This window comes from Nocardia neocaledoniensis (assembly GCF_029868625.1).
GTDB lineage: Bacteria > Actinomycetota > Actinomycetes > Mycobacteriales > Mycobacteriaceae > Nocardia > Nocardia neocaledoniensis_A.
In genome coordinates, this window is record NZ_JARWOJ010000433.1 from 41,848 (window position 1) to 64,141 (window position 22,294).

Annotated in this window: 21 protein-coding genes; 13 read left to right on the plus strand and 8 right to left on the minus strand. The window is 69.7% G+C overall.

What is annotated here, in order from left to right; all coding sequences use genetic code 11:
• Positions 1-78 precede the first annotated feature (78 nt).
• A complete protein-coding gene (locus QH270_RS34385; RefSeq protein ID WP_280349011.1) occupies positions 79-684 on the plus strand; it encodes a class I SAM-dependent methyltransferase in 606 nt (201 codons plus the stop codon).
• A 166-nt stretch (positions 685-850) separates the two neighbouring features.
• Here QH270_RS34385 and QH270_RS34390 read toward each other — a convergent pair whose 3' ends face one another.
• The 3 genes from QH270_RS34390 to QH270_RS34400 form a co-directional block, all read right to left on the minus strand.
• Positions 851-1,804: an alpha/beta fold hydrolase gene (locus tag QH270_RS34390; RefSeq protein ID WP_280349013.1), complete on the minus strand. Its 954-nt coding sequence runs from the start codon at positions 1,802-1,804 to the stop codon at positions 851-853.
• Positions 1,805-2,047: 243 nt separating this feature from the next.
• A complete protein-coding gene (locus tag QH270_RS34395) occupies positions 2,048-2,257 on the minus strand; it encodes a hypothetical protein (RefSeq protein ID WP_280349015.1) in 210 nt (69 codons plus the stop codon).
• 148 nt (positions 2,258-2,405) lie between these two features.
• Positions 2,406-2,768, minus strand: a complete 363-nt coding sequence (locus tag QH270_RS34400; protein WP_280349017.1) for a VOC family protein — start codon at positions 2,766-2,768, stop codon at positions 2,406-2,408.
• Positions 2,769-3,228: 460 nt separating this feature from the next.
• Between QH270_RS34400 and QH270_RS34405 the strand changes: the two genes are divergently transcribed.
• Positions 3,229-3,549, plus strand: a complete 321-nt coding sequence (locus QH270_RS34405; protein ID WP_280349019.1) for a hypothetical protein — start codon at positions 3,229-3,231, stop codon at positions 3,547-3,549.
• Positions 3,550-3,569: 20 nt separating this feature from the next.
• Entirely contained in the window at positions 3,570-4,025 is a 456-nt protein-coding gene (locus QH270_RS34410) for a VOC family protein (protein ID WP_280349021.1), read from the plus strand.
• Positions 4,026-4,080: 55 nt separating this feature from the next.
• On the opposite strand, the gene ychF is transcribed toward QH270_RS34410, so the two are convergent.
• Both ychF and QH270_RS34420 read right to left on the minus strand, forming a co-directional pair.
• Positions 4,081-5,160 carry a redox-regulated ATPase YchF gene (ychF, locus tag QH270_RS34415; RefSeq protein WP_280349023.1) on the minus strand — a complete coding sequence of 360 codons (1,080 nt, stop codon included), beginning with the start codon at positions 5,158-5,160 and terminating at the stop codon, positions 4,081-4,083.
• An 80-nt stretch (positions 5,161-5,240) separates the two neighbouring features.
• Complete coding sequence (locus QH270_RS34420) at positions 5,241-6,158, minus strand: quinone oxidoreductase family protein (RefSeq protein WP_280349025.1); 918 nt, start codon at positions 6,156-6,158, stop codon at positions 5,241-5,243.
• Positions 6,159-6,321: 163 nt separating this feature from the next.
• On the opposite strand from QH270_RS34420, the gene QH270_RS34425 reads away from it, so the two are divergent.
• From QH270_RS34425 to QH270_RS34455, 7 genes are all read left to right on the plus strand, one after another.
• Positions 6,322-7,164, plus strand: a complete 843-nt coding sequence (locus tag QH270_RS34425) for an AraC family transcriptional regulator (RefSeq protein WP_280349027.1) — start codon at positions 6,322-6,324, stop codon at positions 7,162-7,164.
• 4 nt (positions 7,165-7,168) lie between these two features.
• The gene (locus QH270_RS34430; protein WP_280349029.1) at positions 7,169-7,579 is read left to right on the plus strand and encodes a VOC family protein; all 411 of its coding nucleotides are present in this window, start codon (positions 7,169-7,171) and stop codon (positions 7,577-7,579) included.
• A gap of 125 nt (positions 7,580-7,704) precedes the next feature.
• On the plus strand, positions 7,705-9,957 hold the full coding sequence (locus QH270_RS34435) for a carbon starvation CstA family protein (protein ID WP_280349031.1): 2,253 nt from the start codon (positions 7,705-7,707) through the stop codon (positions 9,955-9,957).
• Between the two features lie 98 nt (positions 9,958-10,055).
• The gene (locus QH270_RS34440) at positions 10,056-10,226 is read left to right on the plus strand and encodes a YbdD/YjiX family protein (RefSeq protein WP_280349047.1); all 171 of its coding nucleotides are present in this window, start codon (positions 10,056-10,058) and stop codon (positions 10,224-10,226) included.
• Between the two features lie 156 nt (positions 10,227-10,382).
• Positions 10,383-12,062: a DNA-3-methyladenine glycosylase 2 family protein gene (locus QH270_RS34445; RefSeq protein ID WP_280349049.1), complete on the plus strand. Its 1,680-nt coding sequence runs from the start codon at positions 10,383-10,385 to the stop codon at positions 12,060-12,062.
• 23 nt (positions 12,063-12,085) lie between these two features.
• Positions 12,086-12,640 carry a methylated-DNA--[protein]-cysteine S-methyltransferase gene (locus tag QH270_RS34450; RefSeq protein WP_280349033.1) on the plus strand — a complete coding sequence of 185 codons (555 nt, stop codon included), beginning with the start codon at positions 12,086-12,088 and terminating at the stop codon, positions 12,638-12,640.
• Positions 12,641-12,690: 50 nt separating this feature from the next.
• Positions 12,691-13,332 (plus strand): YczE/YyaS/YitT family protein, encoded by a 642-nt coding sequence (locus QH270_RS34455; RefSeq protein WP_280349035.1) that lies wholly within the window; start codon positions 12,691-12,693, stop codon positions 13,330-13,332.
• 18 nt (positions 13,333-13,350) lie between these two features.
• On the opposite strand, the gene QH270_RS34460 is transcribed toward QH270_RS34455, so the two are convergent.
• Positions 13,351-14,523, minus strand: a complete 1,173-nt coding sequence (locus QH270_RS34460; protein ID WP_432420475.1) for an aromatic ring-hydroxylating oxygenase subunit alpha — start codon at positions 14,521-14,523, stop codon at positions 13,351-13,353.
• Positions 14,524-14,640: 117 nt separating this feature from the next.
• Here QH270_RS34460 and QH270_RS34465 point away from each other — a divergent pair, with 117 nt between their 5' ends.
• Positions 14,641-15,249: a TetR/AcrR family transcriptional regulator gene (locus QH270_RS34465; RefSeq protein ID WP_280349036.1), complete on the plus strand. Its 609-nt coding sequence runs from the start codon at positions 14,641-14,643 to the stop codon at positions 15,247-15,249.
• Positions 15,250-15,261: 12 nt separating this feature from the next.
• Here the strand turns inward: QH270_RS34465 and QH270_RS34470 are convergent, their stop codons facing one another.
• Complete coding sequence (locus tag QH270_RS34470; RefSeq protein WP_280349038.1) at positions 15,262-19,017, minus strand: AAA family ATPase; 3,756 nt, start codon at positions 19,015-19,017, stop codon at positions 15,262-15,264.
• A gap of 49 nt (positions 19,018-19,066) precedes the next feature.
• Positions 19,067-20,254 (minus strand): exonuclease SbcCD subunit D, encoded by a 1,188-nt coding sequence (locus QH270_RS34475; RefSeq protein WP_280349040.1) that lies wholly within the window; start codon positions 20,252-20,254, stop codon positions 19,067-19,069.
• A gap of 123 nt (positions 20,255-20,377) precedes the next feature.
• On the opposite strand from QH270_RS34475, the gene QH270_RS34480 reads away from it, so the two are divergent.
• Positions 20,378-21,523: a DNA recombination protein RmuC gene (locus QH270_RS34480; protein ID WP_280349041.1), complete on the plus strand. Its 1,146-nt coding sequence runs from the start codon at positions 20,378-20,380 to the stop codon at positions 21,521-21,523.
• A gap of 50 nt (positions 21,524-21,573) precedes the next feature.
• On the plus strand, positions 21,574-22,294 hold a 721-nt coding region (locus QH270_RS34485), incomplete at its 3' end, for a DUF6542 domain-containing protein (RefSeq protein WP_280349042.1).

Here is a 22,294-nt window from a genome sequence, read left to right on the forward strand (position 1 = left end):
GGTTACAACCTGGGGAAACGTCTCCCCCTCTCGCCTACCCGGTCCCCGGACGCACAAACAGCCGCTACCGTCGGTCCGGTGTCCGACACCACCGTCCGCTCCGCCTATCGCGCGATCCACGAGCTCTACATCGATCTGTTCGGATCGCCGACTCATATCGAACCCGCCGATGCCGCGTTCGTCCTGCGGCATCTCACCGAGGGTCCCGTCCTCGATCTGGGCTGCGGCCCCGGCCATTTCACCCAGGTGCTGCACGCCTCCGGCCTCGCGGCCACCGGCATCGACCTCGTCCCCGAATTCGTCGCGCATGCCCGCTCCCGATACCCCGGCATCCCGTTCCACGTCGACTCGCTGCGCGCCATCGACGCCCCACCCGCCACGATCGGCGGCCTCCTCGCCTGGTTCTCCCTCATCCACTTCACCCCCGCGGAATTGCCCGCGATCCTGGCCGAGTTCCACCGTGTCCTGGCCCCAGGCGGCCGCCTCGTCATCGGCTTCTTCGCCTCCGAGGAGCAGGTCGAGGTGTTCCCTCACAAGGTGACCGACGCCTACCGCTGGCCGGTCGACGACCTGTCCGAACTGCTCGGCGCCGCAGGATTCACCGAGGTCGAGCGGTGTCGGCGCCCGAGGGTGGGTGAGATGCGGCCGTACGCTGTGCTCGCTGTCGAGCGGGGTCGGAAGTAGGTAGGCCTCCGCCCGTCGAAGTTGCTGGGAAGTGCCGGCCGGTGCGGCCCGTAGGTGCCAGTGCTCCGGCGCCCGTGCTCGTTTTGCCCTACGTCCGTGCTCGTGCCCTGCTTCGGTCGGCGACCTGGACGGCGCAAGCGGCGAGTAGGACGCACTCGGAGTCGGCTCAGGCGGCGAGGGCGAGTCCGGAGCTCTCGACCCGGTCGGCGGCGTCCGCCCGGCGGACCAGGCGGGCGATGGCGTCGGCGACCTGGGTGGGCTGCTCGAGGATCACCGAGTGGCCCGCGCCCTCGATCATCACGAAGTCGGCGTAGTCGACCGCGGCGGCCATGGCGATCGAGTGCGACGGGGGCGTCATCAGGTCGGCGGAGCCGCACAGGACCAGGGTGGGAATGCGCGAGAGCGCGGGCAGCGCGTCGGTGCGGTCGAAGACCTTGAAGGCGCTCAGGAAACTGGCCATGGTGACGATCGAGGTCGCGTTGTGCATCGCCTCGGACAGTGCGAGCACCCGCGGGCTCACCTTGCGATCGCCGAACTCGGCGGCGCGCACGACCGGCGCGAAAACCTTGCAGGCCAGCATCTTCGCGTGCTGCATCAGCCGCGGCGCGCGCCGAACGGCGGCCTGGAACACGGAGATGATCGGGTTGCGCAGCAGCCGCCCGAACCCCGCGTCGGCCAGCCCGTTCGCCGCCGTCGCGACCAGCCCGACACCGACGATACGGTTCCCCACCTCGTGCCGGTACCGGCTGACGTAGGTCAACACCGTCATGCCACCCATCGAATGCCCGACCAGCACCACCGGCCCCGTCGGCGCGACCACGTCGAGCACCTCGTGCAGATCACGCCCGAGCTGCTCCAGGTTGTAGGTCTGGCGCGGCGCCACCGCCGACTCCCCGTGCCCACGATGGTCGTAGCAGACCACCTTGGCGCCGACGTGCTCGCGCAGCAGCGCGTCCCGCACATCGGTCCACGACTCGGTCCGCAGGCAGTGCCCATGAATCAGCACCACCGTGAGCTCCGCCCGCCGCGCACCGTACTCCCGCACCGCCAGCTCCACCCCGTCCTCGGTCGACACCGTGACACGCCGCTCCCCCGTCCGGGCGATTGTGCTGATCGACATCGGTGCCTCCTGTCCACGTGCGGTACAGGATCAACTCTCCCCCGGATCCCCACCCCTCATCAGGTCCCCGAGTGCTCGTCCCCGCCCCCGCAGGGTGCGCAAAACCCCACTCTGGTGTGACCGGCCCACATGCCGCGACCCACCGCCGAAGCGGTCTGGCACGAGGCCGCCCGCGTCGCCTCCGCGTTGGACCGAGGCGACCGCTGGTGGGCTGCGCGATGGTCCGGTGATGAACCGGGCCGGTCACGCGAGACAGATGAGGAAATCTCGGACGTTGACGCTGGGCGGAAGAATCCAGGGCAGGCAGGGCACCGCGGAGAAGCCTGCCATGGCTTCGTGCCGTTGTTCCGCCGCGGGGGCAGACGCCGGTTCGGCCGCGGCCACGCCCGCCCCGCCGGTGAGGACACAGGCGGTCGCCAGTGCCGCAGCCAACACACTCGATTTCTCGGTCATGACAACCTCGCTGTCGTAGTACCGGAAGTTCGAACACCCGTTGATCGGTGGCAACTGTACGTCGCCGAACCGACAGCAGGAACGGTCTCGAGGTCAGAATGTCGCGGGCGGATGGCACACCGTCCGCGACATTCGCCTGGCTGTGCCGCTAATTCACGGAACGCGCATTCACTTCGACAAGAATTCCGTCCGGGAGTTCACAGTAGATCAGCGTTCCCCGGTTGCCGGTGATCACATCGCTGACTTCGAGTCCGTGCGCTTCGGCCCGGCCCTTCGCATCGGTGACCTCCGCGACTGTGTCCACGTAGAACCCGAGGTGAAACCCCCGCGGATAACGGTCACCGTCGTTCTTCATGCGTTGCAGGACGAGAACGAAGTCCGCACCATCCGACAGAATCGCCATCGACGATGAACGCGGGTTCGACAGTAGATCGAGTCCGAACACTTCGACGAAGATTCGAACCGAGGCATGGACGTCGGAGACTTGCAGATCGAGATGATTGAGCCGCATTTCAATCCCTTTCAGGCAGCACGAATACACTGTCTGATGAAGGAACTCGCCGAAGATCGACGATGGGTTCCACCGCAGCGCGATGGTGACCGGGGCTCACCCAAACCGGTCCGCCTCTTTACATCGCCACGACCGTATCACACCGACACGCGACGAACCCAGGCCAATTCACCTCAGCTGCAACGAGTTACACGCTTACGCGGATCACGATCCCGAACTCGAATCCGTTCGTGGCGCCGACCTACGCCCGCGGCGCGTTCTTCCTCGACCAGTTGACCCCCGGACATGACACAGCGCCATGAGCTGGGCCTGAACACGGCTTCGACGCGATGCACGCCCCACCGGTCCGAGGGACAGCCACTGATCGCTCACACATTCGCCGACCCGGTCGGTGCCGAACACCGCGGGCCGACGGTTGGCCACCCGGCGGCAGCAGCCGGAAGCTACCCTCGGCGGCATCATGGAAACATCCACACAGGCAGGGCTACCGCGCTCCAAGGGATTCCGGATCGTCGCCGCGCTGGCACAGATCGTCCTCGGTGTCATCGCAGGATATCTGGTCGCCTGGGGCACCATGCGCGCTGTGCTCCACCTCGAGATCGCCACCGGTTGGACACTGCCCTGGCTGATGGACACCTGGCTGGTCCCCGTGGCCGTGACGGTCGGCTTGATCGCCATCGCCTGGGTCACGCTGCCGAAGCTCAGGATCGCCCTGGTCGCGGCGGCCGTGAGCGCCGTGGCGACCTCCGGTTTCTTCCTGTGGATCTTCCTGACGTGGTAGCAGGCCCATAGACTCGCGGCATGACCGTCAGGATGGACAACGTCGGCATCGTCGTCGAAGACCTCGCCGCGACAATCGAGTTCTTCCGCGAGCTGGGGCTCGAGCTCGAAGGCCAGGGCTTCGTGGCAGGCGAGTGGGCCGGGCGCGTCACCGGCCTGGGCGATCAGCGCGTCGAGATCGCCATGTTGCGAACCCCGGACGGCCACAGCCGCCTCGAACTGTCCCGCTTCGTCGAACCGGCAGTCATCGCCGATCACCGCCGAGCCCCCGTGAACGCCCTCGGCTACCTGCGCGTCATGTTCGCGGTCGACGACCTCGACGACACCCTCACCCGCCTCCGCGCCCACGGCGCCGAACTGGTCAGCGACGAAGTCGTCCGTTACGAGGACGCCTACCGGCTCTGCTACATCCGCGGCCCCGAAGGCATCCTCCTCGGCCTCGCCGAGCAACTCAGCGGACCAGCCGAATCGAACTGAGCTGACCCCGCCGGGCGAGACGACGACCGCGCCGCCCGCCCGAAATCAGCGCCGACTACACGTTGAAACGGAACTCGACGACGTCGCCGTCGGCCATGACGTAGTCCTTGCCCTCCATGCGGACCTTGCCCGCGGCCTTGGCCGCCGCCATGGAACCCGCCTCGACCAGGTCGTCGAAGGCGACGAGTTCGGCCTTGATGAAGCCGCGTTCGAAGTCGGTGTGAATGACGCCCGCCGCCTTGGGGGCCGTGTCGCCCTGGTGGATGGTCCAGGCTCGGGATTCCTTGGGGCCGGCGGTGAGGTAGGTCTGCAAGCCGAGGGTGTGGAAACCGGCGCGGGCCAGGGCGTGCAGGCCGGGCTCGGTCTGGCCGATCGACTCGAGGAGTTCGAGGGCGGACTCGTCGTCGAGTTCGAGGAGTTCGGCTTCGACCTTGGCGTCGAGGAAGACGGCGTCGGCGGGGGCGACGGAGGCCTTCAGCTCGGCGACCTTGGCCTCGTCGGTGAGGACGGATTCGTCGGCGTTGAAGACGTAGAGGAACGGCTTGATGGTGAGCAGCGACAGCTCGCGCAGCAGTTCGCCGTCGACCTTCTTGCCCGCCGCGAACAGGGTGGTGCCCTCGTTCAGGAACTCCTGGGCGGTCTTGGCGGCGTCGAGCAGGGGCTTGCGGTCCTTCTTGACCTTGGCTTCCTTCTCGAGGCGCGGGATGGCCTTCTCGAGGGTCTGCAGGTCGGCGAGGATGAGCTCGGTCTCGATGACCTCGATATCGGCGGTGGGATCGACGCGACCGTCGACGTGCACCACGTCGTCATCGGCGAACACGCGCACCACCTGGCAGATCGCGTCGGCCTCACGGATGTTGGCCAGGAACTTGTTGCCGAGCCCCGCGCCCTCGGAGGCGCCCTTCACGATGCCCGCGATGTCGACGAACGACACGACGGCGGGGACGATCTTCTCGGAACCGAAGATCTCGGCCAGCTTGTCCAGGCGCGGGTCCGGCAGCGGGACGACGCCGACGTTGGGCTCGATGGTCGCGAACGGGTAGTTCGCGGCCAGCACGTCGTTCTTGGTCAGCGCGTTGAACAGCGTCGACTTTCCGACGTTGGGCAGGCCGACGATTCCGAGGGTGAGGCTCACGAGGACCAGAGTCTACGCGGTGCGCACGGTCACGAGACCACCGGAACCCGCCCCGCACGCGCGGAGCGGGGCGACGGTGATCACGGAACCAGGACGACCTTGCCCAGGTTGGCGCGCTGTTCGATGACGGCGTGCGCGGCGGCCGCGTCGTCGAGGGCGAACTCGGCGTGCACGACGGGGTGCAGCAGGCCGGAGGCGTAGAACTGCCACACCTCTTGGCGCAGGTCCTCGTAGCGGGCGGGGTCACGCTGGGCGAGGCGCCCGATCCGGAAACCGGACAGGGTCTTGCCGCCCGCGAGCAGGTCCTCGGTGTCGATGAGCCCGCCGCCGGTGCCGTAGGTGACGACGCGGCCGCCCTCGGCGAGCGCGCCGAAGGTGGCGCCCAGCCCGGTGCCGCCGACGCCGTCGAGGGCGAAGTCGGCCTGCTTGGCGGTGAGGAGCTGGTCGTAGGTGACGACCTCGTCGGCGCCGAGGCCGCGCACGAAATCGGCCTTGGCCGCGTCGGACACCGCGGCGACGACCCAGCTGGCGCCGCGGACGCGGGCGAGCTGCACGGCGAGGTGGCCGACACCACCGGCGGCGGCGGTGACCAGGGCGGTCTCGCCTTCGCGGGGCGCGGCGGTGTCGAGCGCGCCGAGCGCGACCAGACCGCTGCGCATCAGCGCGACCGCGTCGACGGCGGACGCGCCGTCGGGAATCGCGGACGCCTGGTCGACGGGCAGCACGGCGTATTCGGCGTAGGCGTCGGCGCACAGGCCGACGACGCGGTAGCCGACCGCGTAGCCGTCGACCCCGTCACCGACCGCGACGACCTCACCGGCCACCTCGGCCCGCAGCTGCTGGGGCACCTCGGCGCTGATCCGCCGGATCGCCGACAGGGTGACGCCGATCGCCTCGACCTTCACCAGCAGCTCACCCGGACCAGCCACGGGCATCTCGGCCGCGACGACCTCGAGCACCTCCGGACCACCGCTGCGCTCGTACCGAACTCGCCGCATGACACCTCCTGAGATTGGGACGAAGGCGCAACGGTAACCGGCGGAGTGCGCGTTCCCACAGCTCCTGAGGCCGTGAGTGCTACATCTCACCGCCACGTTTCGAACGCGGAGAGCACCTTCTCGCCCTGGTCATCGGGGCGTTCCGCGGCGTAGCGTGGCGCTTATGGAGGCGTCCACGGAGGTGGTGACCGCGGCTCCGGCTCCGGTGCTGCGCGCGTTCATCGACCGCTACATCGGCTACCGGCTGACCGGCTTCGAGCCCGGCCTGCACCGCGGCCTGCCCTCACGCCACATGACCTTCATCGTCGCCGTCGGCCCCACCATCGACGTCATCGCGCACACCGACCCTCAGCAGGCCCCCGGCAGCTACCGGTGCGTGCTGAGCGGCCTTCAAGCGAGCCCGGCGATGATCGCGCACACCGGCTTTCAGGAGGGTGTCGCGATCGAGCTGACTCCGCTGGGCAGCCGGGTCCTGTTCGGCATGCCGGCCAGCGAGCTGTGGGATGTCTCGATCGAATGCACCGACGCCCACCGCGATCTCGGCGACCAGCTCGCGGATGCCGTGCAGTCGCAACCGGATTGGCCCGCCCGGTTCGCCGCCTGCGACCGGGCGCTCACCGCGGCCGCGCGTACCGAGTCGCTCGCCGGACCCGAGATCACCTGGGCCTGGCGCACTCTCGTGGGCAGCGGCGGCACCTGCGAGATCACCCCGCTGGCCGACCGGATCGGCTGGAGCCGCCAGCATCTGACCAGGAAGTTCACCGCCGAGTTCGGCGCGAGCCCGAAGCTGGCGGCCCGGATCATCCGCTTCGAACGGGCGCGGCGGATGCTGGCGAGCACCCCGTCCTATGTCTCCATCGCCCAGGTCGCCGCCACCTGCGGGTACTACGACCAGGCCCATCTGAACCGCGACTTCGCCGAGCTGGCCGGCTGTGCCCCCACCACCTGGCTCGCGGAGGAGATTCCATCCGTCCAAGACCCGGGCACCCAGGAAGCGCGAGGCTGAGGACATGGCTACTTCAACGAACACCCAGACCACGATCTGGCCGTGCCTCGCCTTCGACGACGCCCGCGCCATGGTCGAATTCCTCTCCAACGCTTTCGGTTTCGAGCAGGTCGCGCTGTATGCCCGCGAGGACGACGCGTCGGTCGTCGAGCACGGCGAAATGCGCTGGCCGGGTGGCGGCGGCATCATGTTCGGCTCCACCGGCCGCGACGACAGCCCCTTCGGCACCCGCCCGGCCGGCGCGGTCTCCCTCTACCTGGTGACCACCGAACCCGACGCCCTGCACGACCGCGCCATCGCCGCGGGCGCGACGCTCATTCGCGGGCTCCGCGACGAGGACTACGGCTCGCGCGGGTTCACCGTCGCCGACCCCGAAGGCAACCTGTGGAGCTTCGGCACCTACGCCGGCGAGTGAGTTCCTGAACAAAATTTCATCTTGCGCACGATGGGGCGTGAATCTCTCCGGCGTGGATGGGCCATCGGCTACGTTGTTCGATGTTTCACCCGAGGCTCTGCGCCTTATACCAGGAGAGTTGAGTCATGGCGACCATCGAATATCTGCGGACCGATCCGGATTTGCCTCCGGTCGGTGTCGTCGATCGCACGCCGATCACGCCCGCCAAGAAGGCCGTGTTCGCGGGGATCGCCGTACTCGGCGCCATCGCCTGGGCGGTCCTCGCGTTCGTCCGCGGCGAGTCGGTCAACGCGGTGTGGATCGTCATCGCGGCGGTCTGTACCTACATCATCGCCTACCGCTTCTACGCGCGGTTCATCGAATGGAAGATCACCAAGCCGCGCGACGACGTCGCCACTCCGGCCGAGATCTACGACAACGGCAAAGACTTCATGCCGATGGATCGCCGGGTGCTCTACGGCCACCACTTCGCCGCGATCGCCGGCGCCGGCCCGCTGGTCGGCCCGGTGCTGGCCGCGCAGATGGGTTACCTGCCGGGCACCATCTGGATCGTGGTCGGCGTGGTCCTCGCCGGCGCGGTGCAGGACTACCTGGTGCTGTGGGCTTCGACCCGCCGGCGCGGTCGCAGCCTCGGGCAGATGGCGCGTGACGAACTCGGCGCCGTCGGCGGTGTGGCCGCGATCGTCGCGATCCTGGCCATCATGACCATCCTGCTCGCGGTGCTCGCGCTGGTCGTGGTCAACGCGCTGGGCGAGAGCCCGTGGGGCGTGTTCTCCATCGCGATGACCATCCCGATCGCCCTGTTCATGGGTGTCTACCTGCGGTTCCTGCGGCCCGGCAAGGTCGGCGAGGTCTCCGCGATCGGCATCGTGTTGCTGCTGGCCGCGATCATCGGCGGCGGCTGGGTCTCGGAGACCGAGTGGGGCGCCGACTGGTTCACCCTCTCCCGCACCACCATCGCCTGGTGCCTGATCGCCTACGGCTTCTTCGCCTCGGTGCTGCCGGTGTGGCTGCTGCTCGCCCCGCGCGACTACCTGTCGACGTTCATGAAGGTCGGCACCATCGTCCTGCTGGCCGCGGGCATCCTGATCACCATGCCGGTCCTGAAGGCGCCCGCGATCTCCGAATTCGCCTCCAGCGGAACGGGTCCGGCGTTCGCGGGCAGCCTGTTCCCGTTCCTGTTCATCACCATCGCCTGTGGCGCGCTCTCGGGTTTCCACGCGCTGGTGTCCTCGGGCACGACGCCGAAGCTGCTGGCCAAGGAATCCAACGCCAAGATGATCGGCTACGGCGGCATGCTGATGGAGTCGTTCGTCGCCGTGATGGCGATCATCACGGCCTCGATCATCGATCAGCACCTGTACTTCGGCATGAACGCCTCGGCCGGGCTCACCGGCGGCACCGCCGAAGGCGCCGCCAAGTTCACCAATACGCTCGGCCTGTCCGGCCCGCCCGCGACGCCGGAGCTGTTCGCCGACGCGGCCTCCGATGTCGGAGAGAACTCGATCGTCTCGCGCACCGGTGGCGCGCCGACCCTGGCGGTCGGCATCTCCGAGGTGTTCCACCAGTTCCTCGGCGGCGAATCGATGAAGGCGTTCTGGTACCACTTCGCGATCATGTTCGAGGCGCTGTTCATCCTCACCACCATCGACGCCGGCACCCGTGTCGCGCGGTTCCTGGTCTCGGACGCGCTGGGCAACTTCGGTGGCGGGTTCAAGAAGTTCCGTGATCCGTCCTGGCGGGTCGGCGCGTGGGTGTGCTCGCTGCTTGTCGTCGCGGGCTGGGGCAGCGTGCTGCTGATGGGCGTCAACGATCCGTTCGGCGGCATCAACGCGCTCTACCCGCTGTTCGGTATCGCCAACCAGCTGCTCGCCGCGATCGCGTTGACCGTCGTGCTGACGATCATCGTCAAGCGCGGGCAGTGGAAGTGGGCCTGGATTCCGGGCATTCCGCTGGCCTGGGATCTGATCGTCACGATGACCGCGTCGTGGCAGAAGATCTTCTCCGCCGACCCCAAGCTCGGCTACTGGAAGCAGCACAGCCTGTGCCAGGCGGCCAAGGACGCCGGAAAGGGCTGCCTGACGGCCAAGACGCCCGAGCAGGTCGACATCGCGATCCGCAACACCTTCATCCAGGGCACGCTCTCGATCGTGTTCGCGGTGCTCGTGCTGATCGTGACCGTGGTCGGCGCGATCGTGTGCGCGCGGGCCATCCGCTCGGGCACGGTGTCGAGCTCGGAGACCGAGGAGCAGCCGTCGAAGATCTTCTCGCCCAGCGGCTTCCTCGCCACCTCGGCGGAGAAGGACGTGCAGAAGGAGTGGGATGTGCTCATCGCCGAGGGCAAGGTGAGCGCGCCCGGATCGGCGCACGTGTCGTGAGTGTGTCGCGGGATGTGGAGGGCCGGTTCGTCGGACCGGCCGTCCGCACCCGTACCGATTCGTCGCCCCGCGCGCTGCTGACCCGAGTGTGGGGCGGCGTGCGCGGGGTCGCCCGGTGGTACAGCGCGATCAACGGCGGGCAGGACTACCAGCGGTACGTCGATCACCTGCGCCGCAACCATCCGGATTGCCCGGTGCCGAGCGAGAAACAGTATTGGCGCGACCGCTACGACGAGGCCGAGCGGAATCCGACCACCCGCTGCTGTTGACACCGATGCCCGGCCAGGTGCCGGGCATCGGCCGGTTCCAGGTGATCTCGATCCATGGGACCGGCCCACGGTTTCAGCGGGCAGGCGATCGTGGCCGATTTCCGCTAGCTTCGCGGTCGCGGGCGCGGCATCGTTGACCTCGTGACGATCACCGCGATGGACTTCGAGCGCTGCTACCGGGCGGTTTCCACCAGGGACGCCCGGTTCGACGGGCAGTTCTTCACGGCGGTGCGCACGACCGGCATCTACTGCCGGCCGTCGTGCCCCGCGCTCACCCCCAAACGAGCCAATGTCTCGTTCCTGCCCACCGCCGCGGCGGCGCAGCAGGCCGGGTATCGAGCCTGTCGCCGCTGCCTGCCCGACGCCGCACCAGGCTCCCCGCTGTGGAATGTGCGCGCCGACCTCGCCGCGCGGGCCATGCGGTTGATCGGCGACGGGGTGATCGAGCGCGGTGGCGTTCCCGCGCTGGCGGCGACGCTCGGCTACTCCTCGCGCCAGCTCACCAGGGTGCTCACCACGGAACTCGGCGCCGGCCCGTTGGCACTGGCCAGGGCCCATCGCGCGCATACCGCGCGGCTGCTCATCCAGACCACCGAGATGTCGATGTCGGACATCGCCTTCGCGGCGGGGTTCACCAGTATTCGCCAGTTCAACGACACCGTGCGCGAGGTCTTTGCGGTGAGCCCGACCGCGATGCGCACCGAGACGCGACGCTCCGCGCGCGCCGATGTCGTCGCGCCCGCCACACCCGGCGTCCTGACGCTGCGGCTCCCGTACCGGGAACCACTCGACACCGGCTGGTTGTCCTGGTTCCTGTCGGCACACACGGTGCCCGGAATGGAGCTGTGGGCGGACGGCGTCTATACCCGCAGCCTGCGCACTCCCCACGGACACGCGACCATTCGGCTCTCCTTCCAGCCCGGGCACGTCCGCACCGAACTCGCGCTGCGGGACATGCGCGACCTGGCGCCGACGGTGGCGCGAGTTCGCCATCTGCTGGATCTGGACGCGGATCCGGCGGGGATCGATGAGGCGTTGGGTGTCGCGGGTGGCGTCGGCGGGGCGGCGCACACCGCGCTCGGCATGGCGGCCGGCGACCACCGCCGATCGCCCGGAACCGCACTCGAATCGACGGCCGCTCCCGGCGGTCGCGAATCAGGCGGTGCCACACTCGGATCGACGGCCGCCGGCGATCACGCATCGGGCGGTGCCGGGCTCGAGTCAGCAGGGTCGGGCGGCGGCGCGGAGGTGGCGCGGGCGAGCGACGGTCTTCGTCTCGCACCACGATTCGACGGCACGCTGACCCCGGGGATCAGGGTGCCCGGATGCGTGGACGGTGCGGAACTGTTGTTGCGCACCATGATCGGGCAGCAGATCTCGGTGCGGGCGGCGGCGACGCACACCGCGCGACTGGTCGAGGCGCTCGGCGAGCGGATCGACGGGCCGGTGCCACTGCTGTTCCCGACTGCCGCGGCCGTGGCCGAACACGGCGCCGACGTGCTGACCGGGCCGACCCGTCGGGTCGCGGCCATCGTGTCCGCGGCGCGTGCCATCGCGGACGGTGAGTTGGTGCTGCACGCCGGGCGCACCGCCGACGATCTGCGCCGCGACCTGCTCGCGCTCGATGGTGTCGGACCGTGGACGGCCGACTACGTCACCATGCGGTCGCTGGCCGATCCCGACGTTCTGCTCGGCACCGATCTCGTGGTCCGCCAGGGTGCGGCGCTCGCCGGGGTCGACCTCTCCGACACCGTTCGCTGGGCGCCGTGGCGTTCGTATCTGTCCATGCACCTGTGGAAAGTCGCGCTCCTGCAGCGCGGCCTCATTTCCATCTGACCTCCGACCGGGAGCGAAATATCATGTCCACCAACACAACCCGTCACGCCGACGTGGCGACGGTCGGCACGCCGATCGGGCCGTTCACAGCTATCGTCGACGCCGACGGCGCGGTGCTCGGCTCGGGCTGGACTGCCGCGCCCGCCGATCTGGTCTCTGTGATCCACCCGTCGCTGCGCCCCGCCGACCTGCGACAACGTGACGACCTCGGCAGGGTCACCCGGGCAGTGCTCGATTTCCACGCCGGCGACCTCACCGCCATCGACACCGTCCCGGTCCGTCAGCACTCGGGCGAGTTCCTGCTCCACGCGTGGGATGTGCTCCGCAAGGTGCCCGCGGGCGAGCCGGTGACCTACACCGAGTTCGCCGGCCTGTCCGGTCGGCCCGCGGCGACCAGGGCGGCCGCCAATGCCTGCGCCCGCAATGCGGCGGCCTTGTTCGTCCCGTGCCACCGGGTATTGCGCATCGGCGGGGCGCTCGGCGGATTCCGCTGGGGACTCGCGGTGAAGCGGTGGTTGCTCGACCACGAGGGTGCGGCACATCCGATCGAGTTCCCGGTGGGTCAACCAGTCCAGTAATGAGCATCTGGCTCTTTTCCTCGGGTCCAGTTCTGCGGATGCTGAGACACATGCTCACTCGTCGCCTGGTCGCGCTGTACGTCGGCCTGTGGTTGTACGGGACGTCGATGGCGGTGATGATCCGGGCCGGGCTCGGGCTCGATCCGTGGGACGTCTTCCATCAGGGCGTCGCCGCGCACGTGCCGCTGAGTTTCGGCGCGGTGACGGCACTGACCGGCGTCGCGGTGCTGCTCGCGTGGATACCGCTGCGGCAGCGACCCGGGCTCGGCACGATCAGCAACGTGGTCGTGATCGCCGTCGCCGTGGACGTGGGGTTGTGGCTGATCCCGGCCGCCGAGGCGATGTGGGTGCGGGTGCTGGCCATGGTCGTCGCGGTGGTCGTCAATGCCGCCGCCACCGTGCTCTACATCGGCGCGGGAATGGGTCCAGGACCCCGTGATGGCCTGATGACTGGACTGGTCGCCCGCACCGGATGGCCGGTCTGGTCCGTGCGCACCGGCATCGAGGCCACGGTCCTGATCACCGGCTGGCTGCTCGGCGGCAGCGTGGGCATCGGCACCCTGGTCTACGCCTTCGGCATCGGGCCGCTGATCCAGCTGATGATCCCGTACATCGACGGCTGGCTGCCGGGATTCGAGCGAACGTCCGATGGCACCGCGACTACCGCCCCGGTGCCGGAACCCACCGCCTGATCCACACCACCACCCGGATCACTCCAGCGCGACACCCAGTTCGGCGGCGAAGGTCTTGATCATGTGCTGAACGCCGATCTCGTTGCGCCCGATGATCATGTGATCGTGCTGGCCGCGCCGCACGCCCTCACCGCACTGAGGCAGCATGGCGAAGTCCTCGTCACGGACCGCCGCGTGAACCTGGGCGTAGATGCCGTCATAGACGGCACGTTCCTCGTCGGTGGTGGCGGGCGTCCTGGACATCCAGCTGTGCCGCACGGTGCATCGGGTCGGCGCGCCCGCGGGCAACATGTCCAGGATCTCCACACCGACCGGGCTGTTCGCCAGGATCAGGTTGGGATAGATCCAGTAGATGACGCCCATATTCATCAAGGGGTCCCAGGTGCCGGTCGGGTCGCTGTCGAGCGCGGTGATCCAGTTGAACGGGAAACCCATTCGATGGTGGCGGCCGAACTCGTCGTGCGTCGAGGTGTCGGCGACTGTGTTCTGCCCGATCACGCTCTCACCGTGGACGAACGGGAAGTGGTAGCTCTCGGCGAACGCTTCCAGCGCCCCCTTCCAGCTGACCTCGGAGACGAACTCACGATCGTCGTGGTAACCGTAGGAGGCGTAATCGAGCTGCGCCAGTTCGGGTCCCATCGCGCCGAGATGGGCGTCGATGTCGATCGAACCGTCCGCGGTGAGCACCGCCCAGATGAATCCGTGGCGCTCCTGGCTCGGCAGTTCGACCAGCCCGTAGTCCTCGCGCCGCATCCCGGTGAAGCCCGCCTTGCCCGGAACCCCGGCCAGCTCACCGGTGTTCCGGTAGGTCCAGGCGTGGTACGGGCACGTGAAGCGGGTGGCATTGCCCGATCCGCACGCCGGTTGCGCACCGCGGTGGCGGCAGTAGTTCAAGAACACGTGCGCGGTCCCCGATCGATCCCGGGTGACGAGCAACGAGTCGCCGAGCACCGAGCGCACGACGAAGTCGTTCGGCTGCGGGATGCGTGCCGACGGAACGATCGCCAGCGGCGTCCGGCGCAAGATCTGCGACTCCTCGACCTCGGTGAGCTTGGGATCGCGGTAGTAGTGCAGCGGCACGCGCAGCGTCGATTCGGCCATGTCGGTCGTCCGGTCGAGCACCAGGCGCAGCGCGCGGCGGGTCAGGTCCTCGGTCAATCCGGCATTGCCGGGAGAAATGGGGGTCACCATGCCACGACCATACATATCTACCAATGTGTATGGTCTCGAATGCGGAGAATACCCTCGCCCCGCCCGCGCCAGCTAGGGTCGCCAGGACCGTCGTTCACCCCGAGACGAGAGGGCCTGATGCGCACGCACGGCTGGTCGGGCACCACCCCTGGCGACGATGACGAAGCGCGCGAGCGCATCCTGGCCGCCGCCCGCACGGCCATCCAGCGCTCCGGCGGAGAGTTCACCATGGCCGAGATCGCGCGCGACCTCGGTGTCACCCGACAGACGGTCTACCGCTACTTCGCCAATGCCGACGCCCTCCTCGCCGCCACCGCCCTGGCCGAGGCCGGCCGGTTCCTCGATGTGCTCGCCGCCCATCTCGACCGGATCCGGGACCCGGCCGCCGCGGTGGTCGAAGGCATCGCCTACACCCTCGAGTGCCTGCCCGAGGATCGCTACCTGGGCTTGCTGCTGGCCCCTGGCCGCGCCGGTGCGCTCTCCGCGGGCGTCACCTCCGACACCGCGCGCACCTTCGGCCGGTCCATTCTCGAACGCTTCGCGGTCGATTGGGACAGCGCCGGGATCGACAGTGCCCGGCTCGACGAGCTGGTCGAACACATGCTGCGCATCGTCCAGTCGTTCGTCCTCGACCCGGGCCGCCCGCCCCGACGCGGTGCGGAACTGCGCGTGTACCTCACCACCTGGGTCGCGCCCGCCCTGCACGCGTTCCGGACACCGGAGTAGCCGGACCAACCGTCAGGCGACGGTCGCTCTGAGGTGGGAGCCGGTACGGCCACGGACGACATGGAGGCGGCTGGGAATCCGCTGGCGCATCTCATCGACGTGGCTGACCACCCCGACCACGCGACCGCCCGCGCGGAGTTCGTCGAGGACGCCCATCACCGCGTCGAGAGTGTCGGCGTCGAGACTGCCGAAGCCCTCGTCGATGAACAGTGTGTCCAGGACCAGGCCGCCGCTCTCGGCCGCCACGACGTCGGCCAGGCCGAGCGCCAGCGCCAGGGAGGCCATGAACGTTTCGCCGCCGGAGAGGGTCTTGGCGGAGCGGACCGCGCCGGTGTAGTCGTCGCGGACATCGAGGCCGAGGCCGCCGCGTCGGCCGCGCGGGCCCGCTTTGTCCGAGTGGACGAATTCGTAACGGCCACCAGACATCCGGCGCAACCGGAGCGACCCCGCGACCGCGACCTCCTCGAGCCGGGCCGCGAGCACGTAGGAGCGCAACGACATTCGGCGATTGTTCTCGCCGCGCCCGGCGACCACCTCGGCGAGCGTGGCCAGCTCGTCGAAGTCACGCTGCTCGGGCGCGATCCGCTCGACCTCCGCCCACAACTGGGTGCCGAGCTGCTCGAGCTGGGCCACCCGCTCTGTCGCCGCCGACTGCGCGGCCACCGCCGCCGTGAGGGCCTGCTGAGCTTCGGCGAAGCGCTGCTCCATGGTCTCCAGGTCACCGGGGGTCTGCTCGGCCACCGCGCGGATCTGCGGCTCGGCGAGCACGGCCTCCGCATGGGCACGTGCCCGGTCCGCGGCGGTGAGCTCGGCCTCGATCGCCGCCTGTTGCCGCGTGGTGCGCGCGAGCGCGGAGACCACTTTCGCGTACGCGGTGAGCAGCGCGATATCGTCACGCGGCGGCGCCGGTTCGGCCTCGGGCTCCGGCTCGTCGCCGAGCTCGTCCTCGTCGAAAAGATCGAAGAGAGTAGGCATCTCGGGCGCTACCCGGGCAGTACGCGCGCTCCGTCCCGCCCGGGCACTCGGCTCACCCGCCCCACCGTCTTGCGCTCCGGGCTCGGTCGCATCCGAACCAGGACTGGTGGATGTGTCGAGAGCTTCGGTGTCTCCGTCAACAGAGGTCTTTCCGTCCGGCGACCTCGCCCCGGACAGGTCTGCCGCCGGAGTATCGGTCAGAACAGTCGACTCGCCGTCTTCCCACACGAAACCAGCCGTGCGGGCGAGGTTTTCCACGCGGGTGGCGATCTGGCGGACGGCCTCGCGGGCGGCGGATTCGTCGGTGCGGGCCACGCGCAGGGCGGTGGCGGCGGCGATGAGGGATTCGAGGCGGGTGGTGCGGGCCTCGACGGTGCGGTCGGCGCCCGCGACGGTGCGCAGGCGGAGGGTGAGTTCGTCGAGGCGCGCGCGCGTCGTGGCGATGTTCGCGGTGACGGTGCCGAGGCGGGCGTCGAGGTCGCGGGACTGCTCGTGCAGGGCGGTTTCCTCGGCGCGCAGGGTCTCGAGAGCGGTCGTGAGCGCCGGGACGCGGTCGGCGCTGTCGGCGGCGTCGTCGAAGCGGTGGGTGGCGGTGCGGACGGCGTCGGCCAGGACCACCGGGTCGGCGTCGCCGCCCCGGGCGGTCAGCGCCTCGATCTCGCGTTCGAGTGTGCCGATCCGCTCGGCGATCCGATCGCGGGCGGCCTCGGCGGCCCGCTCGTCGGCGATGGCGGCGTCCTCGGCGTCCTTCGAGACGGCGTCGTCGGTCGGGCGTGCGGGATCGGGGTGTTCGGCGGACCCGCACACCGTGCACGGCGCGCCGTCGGTGAGCGCGCCCGCGAGTTCGGCGGCCATGCCGGCCAAGCGCCGCGTCCGCAGGTCGAGCACCCGCTCGCGCGCGTCCAGGTGCGTCCGCCGCGCGGTATCGAATTCGGCCCGCGCCCGATCCAAAGCCGGTCGCTGCCTGGCCAGTTCCACCGCCGCCGCCGCCGAATCCTGCCACTTGCCCAGCTCTGTCCGCAGGCCCGGGAGGGCGGCAGCCGCATCGGTCGCTTCCCGCAGCCGCTCGCCCGCCGCGGCGATCGCCGTCGGCAACTCGTTCCGTCGCCGTTCCAGTGCGCCCGCTTGCTCGGTAAGCCTGGCCGCCTCCGATTCGTGCGCCGCGAGATCCGCTCCGAGCTGCACGGCGAGATCGACCTCGACCCGCACCTCCCCGAGCACTCCGAGCTGCGCATTCCACTGACTCACCGCGGCATCGAGATCGCCCTCGACATCACGGACCGCTCGCGCGACCGACTGTTTCTGTCCGCCAGGGGATTCCCGGGTGTGCAGCGCCTCGCGAGTGGACGCCCGAACTGTCGCTGCGCCTGAGGACTGCGCCGCTCCGCCGCCGCGCACGGGCCGCGCATCGCGCGTGCCGCCGTCGCCCTGGTCGTCGCCGAATGCTGAACCGCGCTCAGGCGATCCATCGGCGGCGTCCGAGGCCCACCGCTGCTCCGAACCGGGCATCCGCCGGATGCCGTTCGCCGCGGGCGTGTCGTCCACGGGCTGTGAGCCATCCGTGCGGTAGGGCTCATCCGCGAGTAGCGCGTCATCCGAGCGATCGACCGACCCCGCCGCACCCGTGAGCCGCGCGAGTTCCGAGAGCTTCACCGGGTGGGGCGACCCGGCCGAGCCGACAGCGACCGCCTCGTCCTCGTAGACGATCCTCAGCAGGTCGACGCCCACGATGTCGGCGGCCTCGTCGGCGCTGAGCCGTGCCGCCAGGTCATCGGCGACACCGCGGGTGGCGGCCTCGGCGCGGCGCAACTGGCGCACGGCCGACCGCGCCTCGTCGATCGCCTGGACGACCGGCTCGGCGCGACGCGCCTGCTCGAGTTCGTTGGCCAGCTCGGCGCGCCGGGCGGCCCCGGCGGTGTGGGCGGCGAGTTCCGCGCGGGCCGCCGTCATCCTGGCGTGGAGTTCGGCGACGCGCCGCCCCTCCTCCGCCTCGGTACGCGCCTCGGCCGACTCCTTGTGGCGCAGTTCGGCATTCGCGTTCGCCTCGGCCAGCTCGGTGCGGGCCTTCGCCAGCAGTTCCTGGGACCAGGTCACCGCGTCGCCCACGCCGACCGATTCGGCTCCGCCGTAGCCGGCGGCCATGCCGACCTTGGTGATCAACCGGTCGATGCCCTGTTTGCGGGTGTCCAGATCGGCGGCGGCGGCGCGGCGGCGATCGGCGAGCCACTGCTCGGCGGTCCCGAAACGCTGGGTGTCGAAGAGCTTTTCGAGCAGCTTCTCGCGCTCTTCGTTCTCGGCGCAGAGGAACCTGGCGAAATCACCCTGCGGCAGCAACACCACCTGGAAGAACTGCTCGGCGCTCATTCCGAGCAGCCGCAACACCTCGTCACCCACATCGGTGATCCGCGACAGGTTCTCGCCGGACCCGTCGAGCCACTCGAGCGTGGCCTTGGCTTGGACCTCGCGGGTCTTGCCGCTGTCGCGCAGGCTCGGCCGTTCGAAGGCCGGGCTGCGGGTGAGCCGCAGGTGCCGACCGCCCAGCGTCGCCTCCAGGGTGACCAGCGGCGGGGTCTGCGGGTCGGCGTGATCGGAGTGCAGCCGCTTGGTTTCACCGCGCGCGCCGGGAACGCGACCGTAGAGCGCGAACGCGATCGCGTCGAGCACGGTGGTCTTACCCGCGCCGGTGTGCCCGTGCAGCAGGAACAGCCCATCGGTGCCGAGCGCGTCGAAATCGACGACGGTGACATCGGCGAACGGGCCGAACGCGACCATCTCCAGCCGGTGCAGCCTCATGCCGCACCGCCGTCGATCTGTACCCGCCCGGATCCACCGCGCGGGCCGCTCACGCGATCGCTTCTGTCAGATCGGTGTCGGGCGCCGAGGGCACGCGGGCCGCATCGGATTCGCGGACCGCGGCGGCGAGCGCCCGCTCCACCCATGTCATCTCCCCCTCGGTCGGTGTGCCGCGCACGTCGGTCAGGAAGCTCGCCGCCACCTCCACGTCGCGGCGGCCGTGCACCCGCTCGCGATAGCGCAGCTCCGGATTGCCCTCCGGGCGCGCCCATTCCACGTGGACGGCGTGCGGGAACCGCTCGCGCAGCTTACGCATCGGATCCACCGGGCGAGCGCTGTCGGTGAGCGTGGCGGAGACGTAATGCTGTTCGGCCTCGGCCAATTCGGCATCGGCGAGCAGGTGGTCGAGGGTGCCGGTGAGCTTGCTGAGCCCGCGCACCAGGGGTAGCTCGTGCCGCCGCACCTCGCCGAGTCCGTCGGCGTCGAGATCGAGAATCCAGACGGCCTTGCGATGGGAGTTCTCGGCGAACGAGTACGGCAGCGGGGAACCGCTGTAGCGCACCGACTCCGACAGCGTCTGCGGCGAATGCAGATGGCCGAGGGCCACGTAGTCGACGCCGTCGAACGACGACATCGGCACCGTCTCCACCCCGCCCACCGAGATGGACCGCTCCGAGCCGGTGGCCTCCCCGCCGACGACGAACGCGTGCGCCAGCACCACCGAGCGGGTGCCCGGTCTGCCCGCGAGATCGGCGCGAATGCGCCCCATCGCGGCATCGAGGATCTCCGCGTGTGAACGGGCCTGCGGCACCCCGAGTTCGACGCGGGTGATCTCCGGCTCCAGATACGGGATGCCGTAGAAGGCGACGTCACCGTGGGCGTCCGGCAGCAGGACCGGTCGATCGGCGTCGGCCACCCTGGTGCACAGATGCAGCCCGCCCGCCGCGGCGAAACTGGCGCCCGCGCCGAGCCGGGCGGGGGAATCGTGATTGCCCGAGGTGGCGACGATCCGCGCGCCCGCTGCCCTGATCGCCTCGAAACCGCTGTTGCAGACCGCGATGGCATCGGCGTTCGGGATGGACCGGTCGTAGACATCGCCGGGAACGACGACCACGTCGACGGATTCGGTCGCGACCAGCTCCGCGATCGCGGCCAGCACCCGTGCCTGATCGGCAAGGAGGTCGACACCGTGGAAGGTGCGCCCGATGTGCCAGTCGGAGGTGTGCAGGATCCGCATGCCGCGAAACTTAGGCCACACCACCGACAGAATTCAATCGACGCACTACACGGGTGTCATTCACCACGCCCGGGTTGCCCGGCGATTGCGAGTTTGTCGGTGCCCTGGGGCACTATCGCCGCTATGACCGCCTCGATGCTCGTCGCGCTCGTCCTGGTATTCGCCGCCGGATTCGGTCTCGGCTGGTTGGGGCATTCCGCCCGCGGCGGGCAGCGAGCCGCCGTGGCGGAGGCCAGGCTCGCCGCGGCGAGTGACAATCAGCGGTTGCTGCAGCGCTCACTGCAGGCGGCGAACGAGGACGCGGCCCGCAGGCATTCCGCCGCGGTCGGCGCGCTGGTCGACCCGCTGCGCGACGCGGTCGGCGCGCTGGAGCAGCACATCCGCCAGGTGGAGCACCACCGGATCGACGCCTATTCGAGTCTGCGCGAGCAGGTCGCGGGGATGCAGCGCACCTCGCATCAGCTCTCCGACCAGACCGGTCAGCTGGTCGCGGCGCTACGCGCGCCGCAGGTCCGCGGTCGCTGGGGCGAGATCCAGCTGGAGCGCGTCGTCGAGCTGGCGGGCATGACCAGGCACTGCGATTTCGACACCCAGGTGCACCGCGCCGGTGGCGACGAGCGCGGGGTGCGGCCCGACCTGGTGGTCCGGTTGGCAGGCGGGCGGCACATCGTGGTCGACGCGAAGGTGCCGTTCACCGCCTATCTCGACGCCGCGACCACCGACGACCCCACCGCGCGCGACCGGCTGCTGGCCCGGCACGCCAAGCACCTGCGCGCCCATGTCGACCAGCTGGCCGACAAGGCCTATTGGACGGCGTTCGACCCGGCGCCGGAATTCGTCGTCCTGTTCGTGCCGGGCGACCCGTTCCTCGACGCCGCGCTGACCACCGACGCGGGTCTGCTCGAGTACGCGTTCGGCCGGAACGTGATCCTCGCGACTCCCACCACGCTGATCGCCCTCTTGCGCACTGTCGCGTTCAGCTGGCGTCAGGAAGCGCTCTCCCGCGATATGGCAACGGTGCAGCAATTGGGCAAGGAGCTCTACACCCGGATCGGCAAGGTGGCCGAGCATCTGGACAACCTGGGCGTGAATCTCGGTAAGGCCGTTGCCGCTTTCAACGCGACGGTCGGCTCGGTGGAGTCGCGGGTGCTGGTCACGGCACGCCGGATGCATGATCTCGGGATCGCCGATCAGGAGCTTCCGGCAATCCGGCTGACCGAGACCAGACCGCGCGTCGTCGCGTTCGCCGACGCGGAGGATCGACTTTGAGATCCCGTGCCGTAACACCTGCGGGAGCGATGTGCGGTTAGTGTCATAGGGTGGCTGCTTCCCAACGTGCGCGACCCCGGGTGCCCGCGCCGCAACGTTCGATCGTGCCCTCGGTGCCCGGCATCCCCGCCTGGGCCGCGATTGCGCTCGCCGCCGGCATGACGCTGCTCGGGTTCCTGATCGACGCGCTCGGTGGTGAGACCTACCCGACCGGCACCTTCTCGGCGCTGTACGTGCTCGGCTGTGTGCTCGCTGTCAGCGCGGTGCGCTTCCGCGGCCTGTTCTCGGCCATGGTGCTGCCCCCGCTGCTGCTGTTCGTCGCGGTGCCGCTGGCCTGCCAGATGCTGGGTGGCCGCGCGACCACCTCCATCAAAGACGTGCTGATGAACCTGGTCATCCCGCTGGTGGAGCGCTTCCCCACGATGATGCTGGCCACCGTGCTCGTGCTCGCGATCGGCGGCGCCAGGATCGCGATCGCCAAGCGGGCCCCCGCCGCCGCCACGGCCGAACGCGGCGGTGAGCGCAGGACCGAACGCAAGCCGACCCGGCGGCGCCGACCCGCCGCCGACCTCGCCGACACCGGCCGCAGGCGCGGTCGTCGCGGCGCCGACGTCCTGGACGACCTCGACACCGCCGTGGACATGGCCAGCCCGGCCCGCCGCGCCCAGCGCCCGGCCAAGCGCACCACTGCGGCCGACCCCAAGCGCGCACCGGCCGCCGACCCCAAGCGCGCCCCCGGCGCCGAGTCCAAGCGCGCGCCCGCCGCTGAGC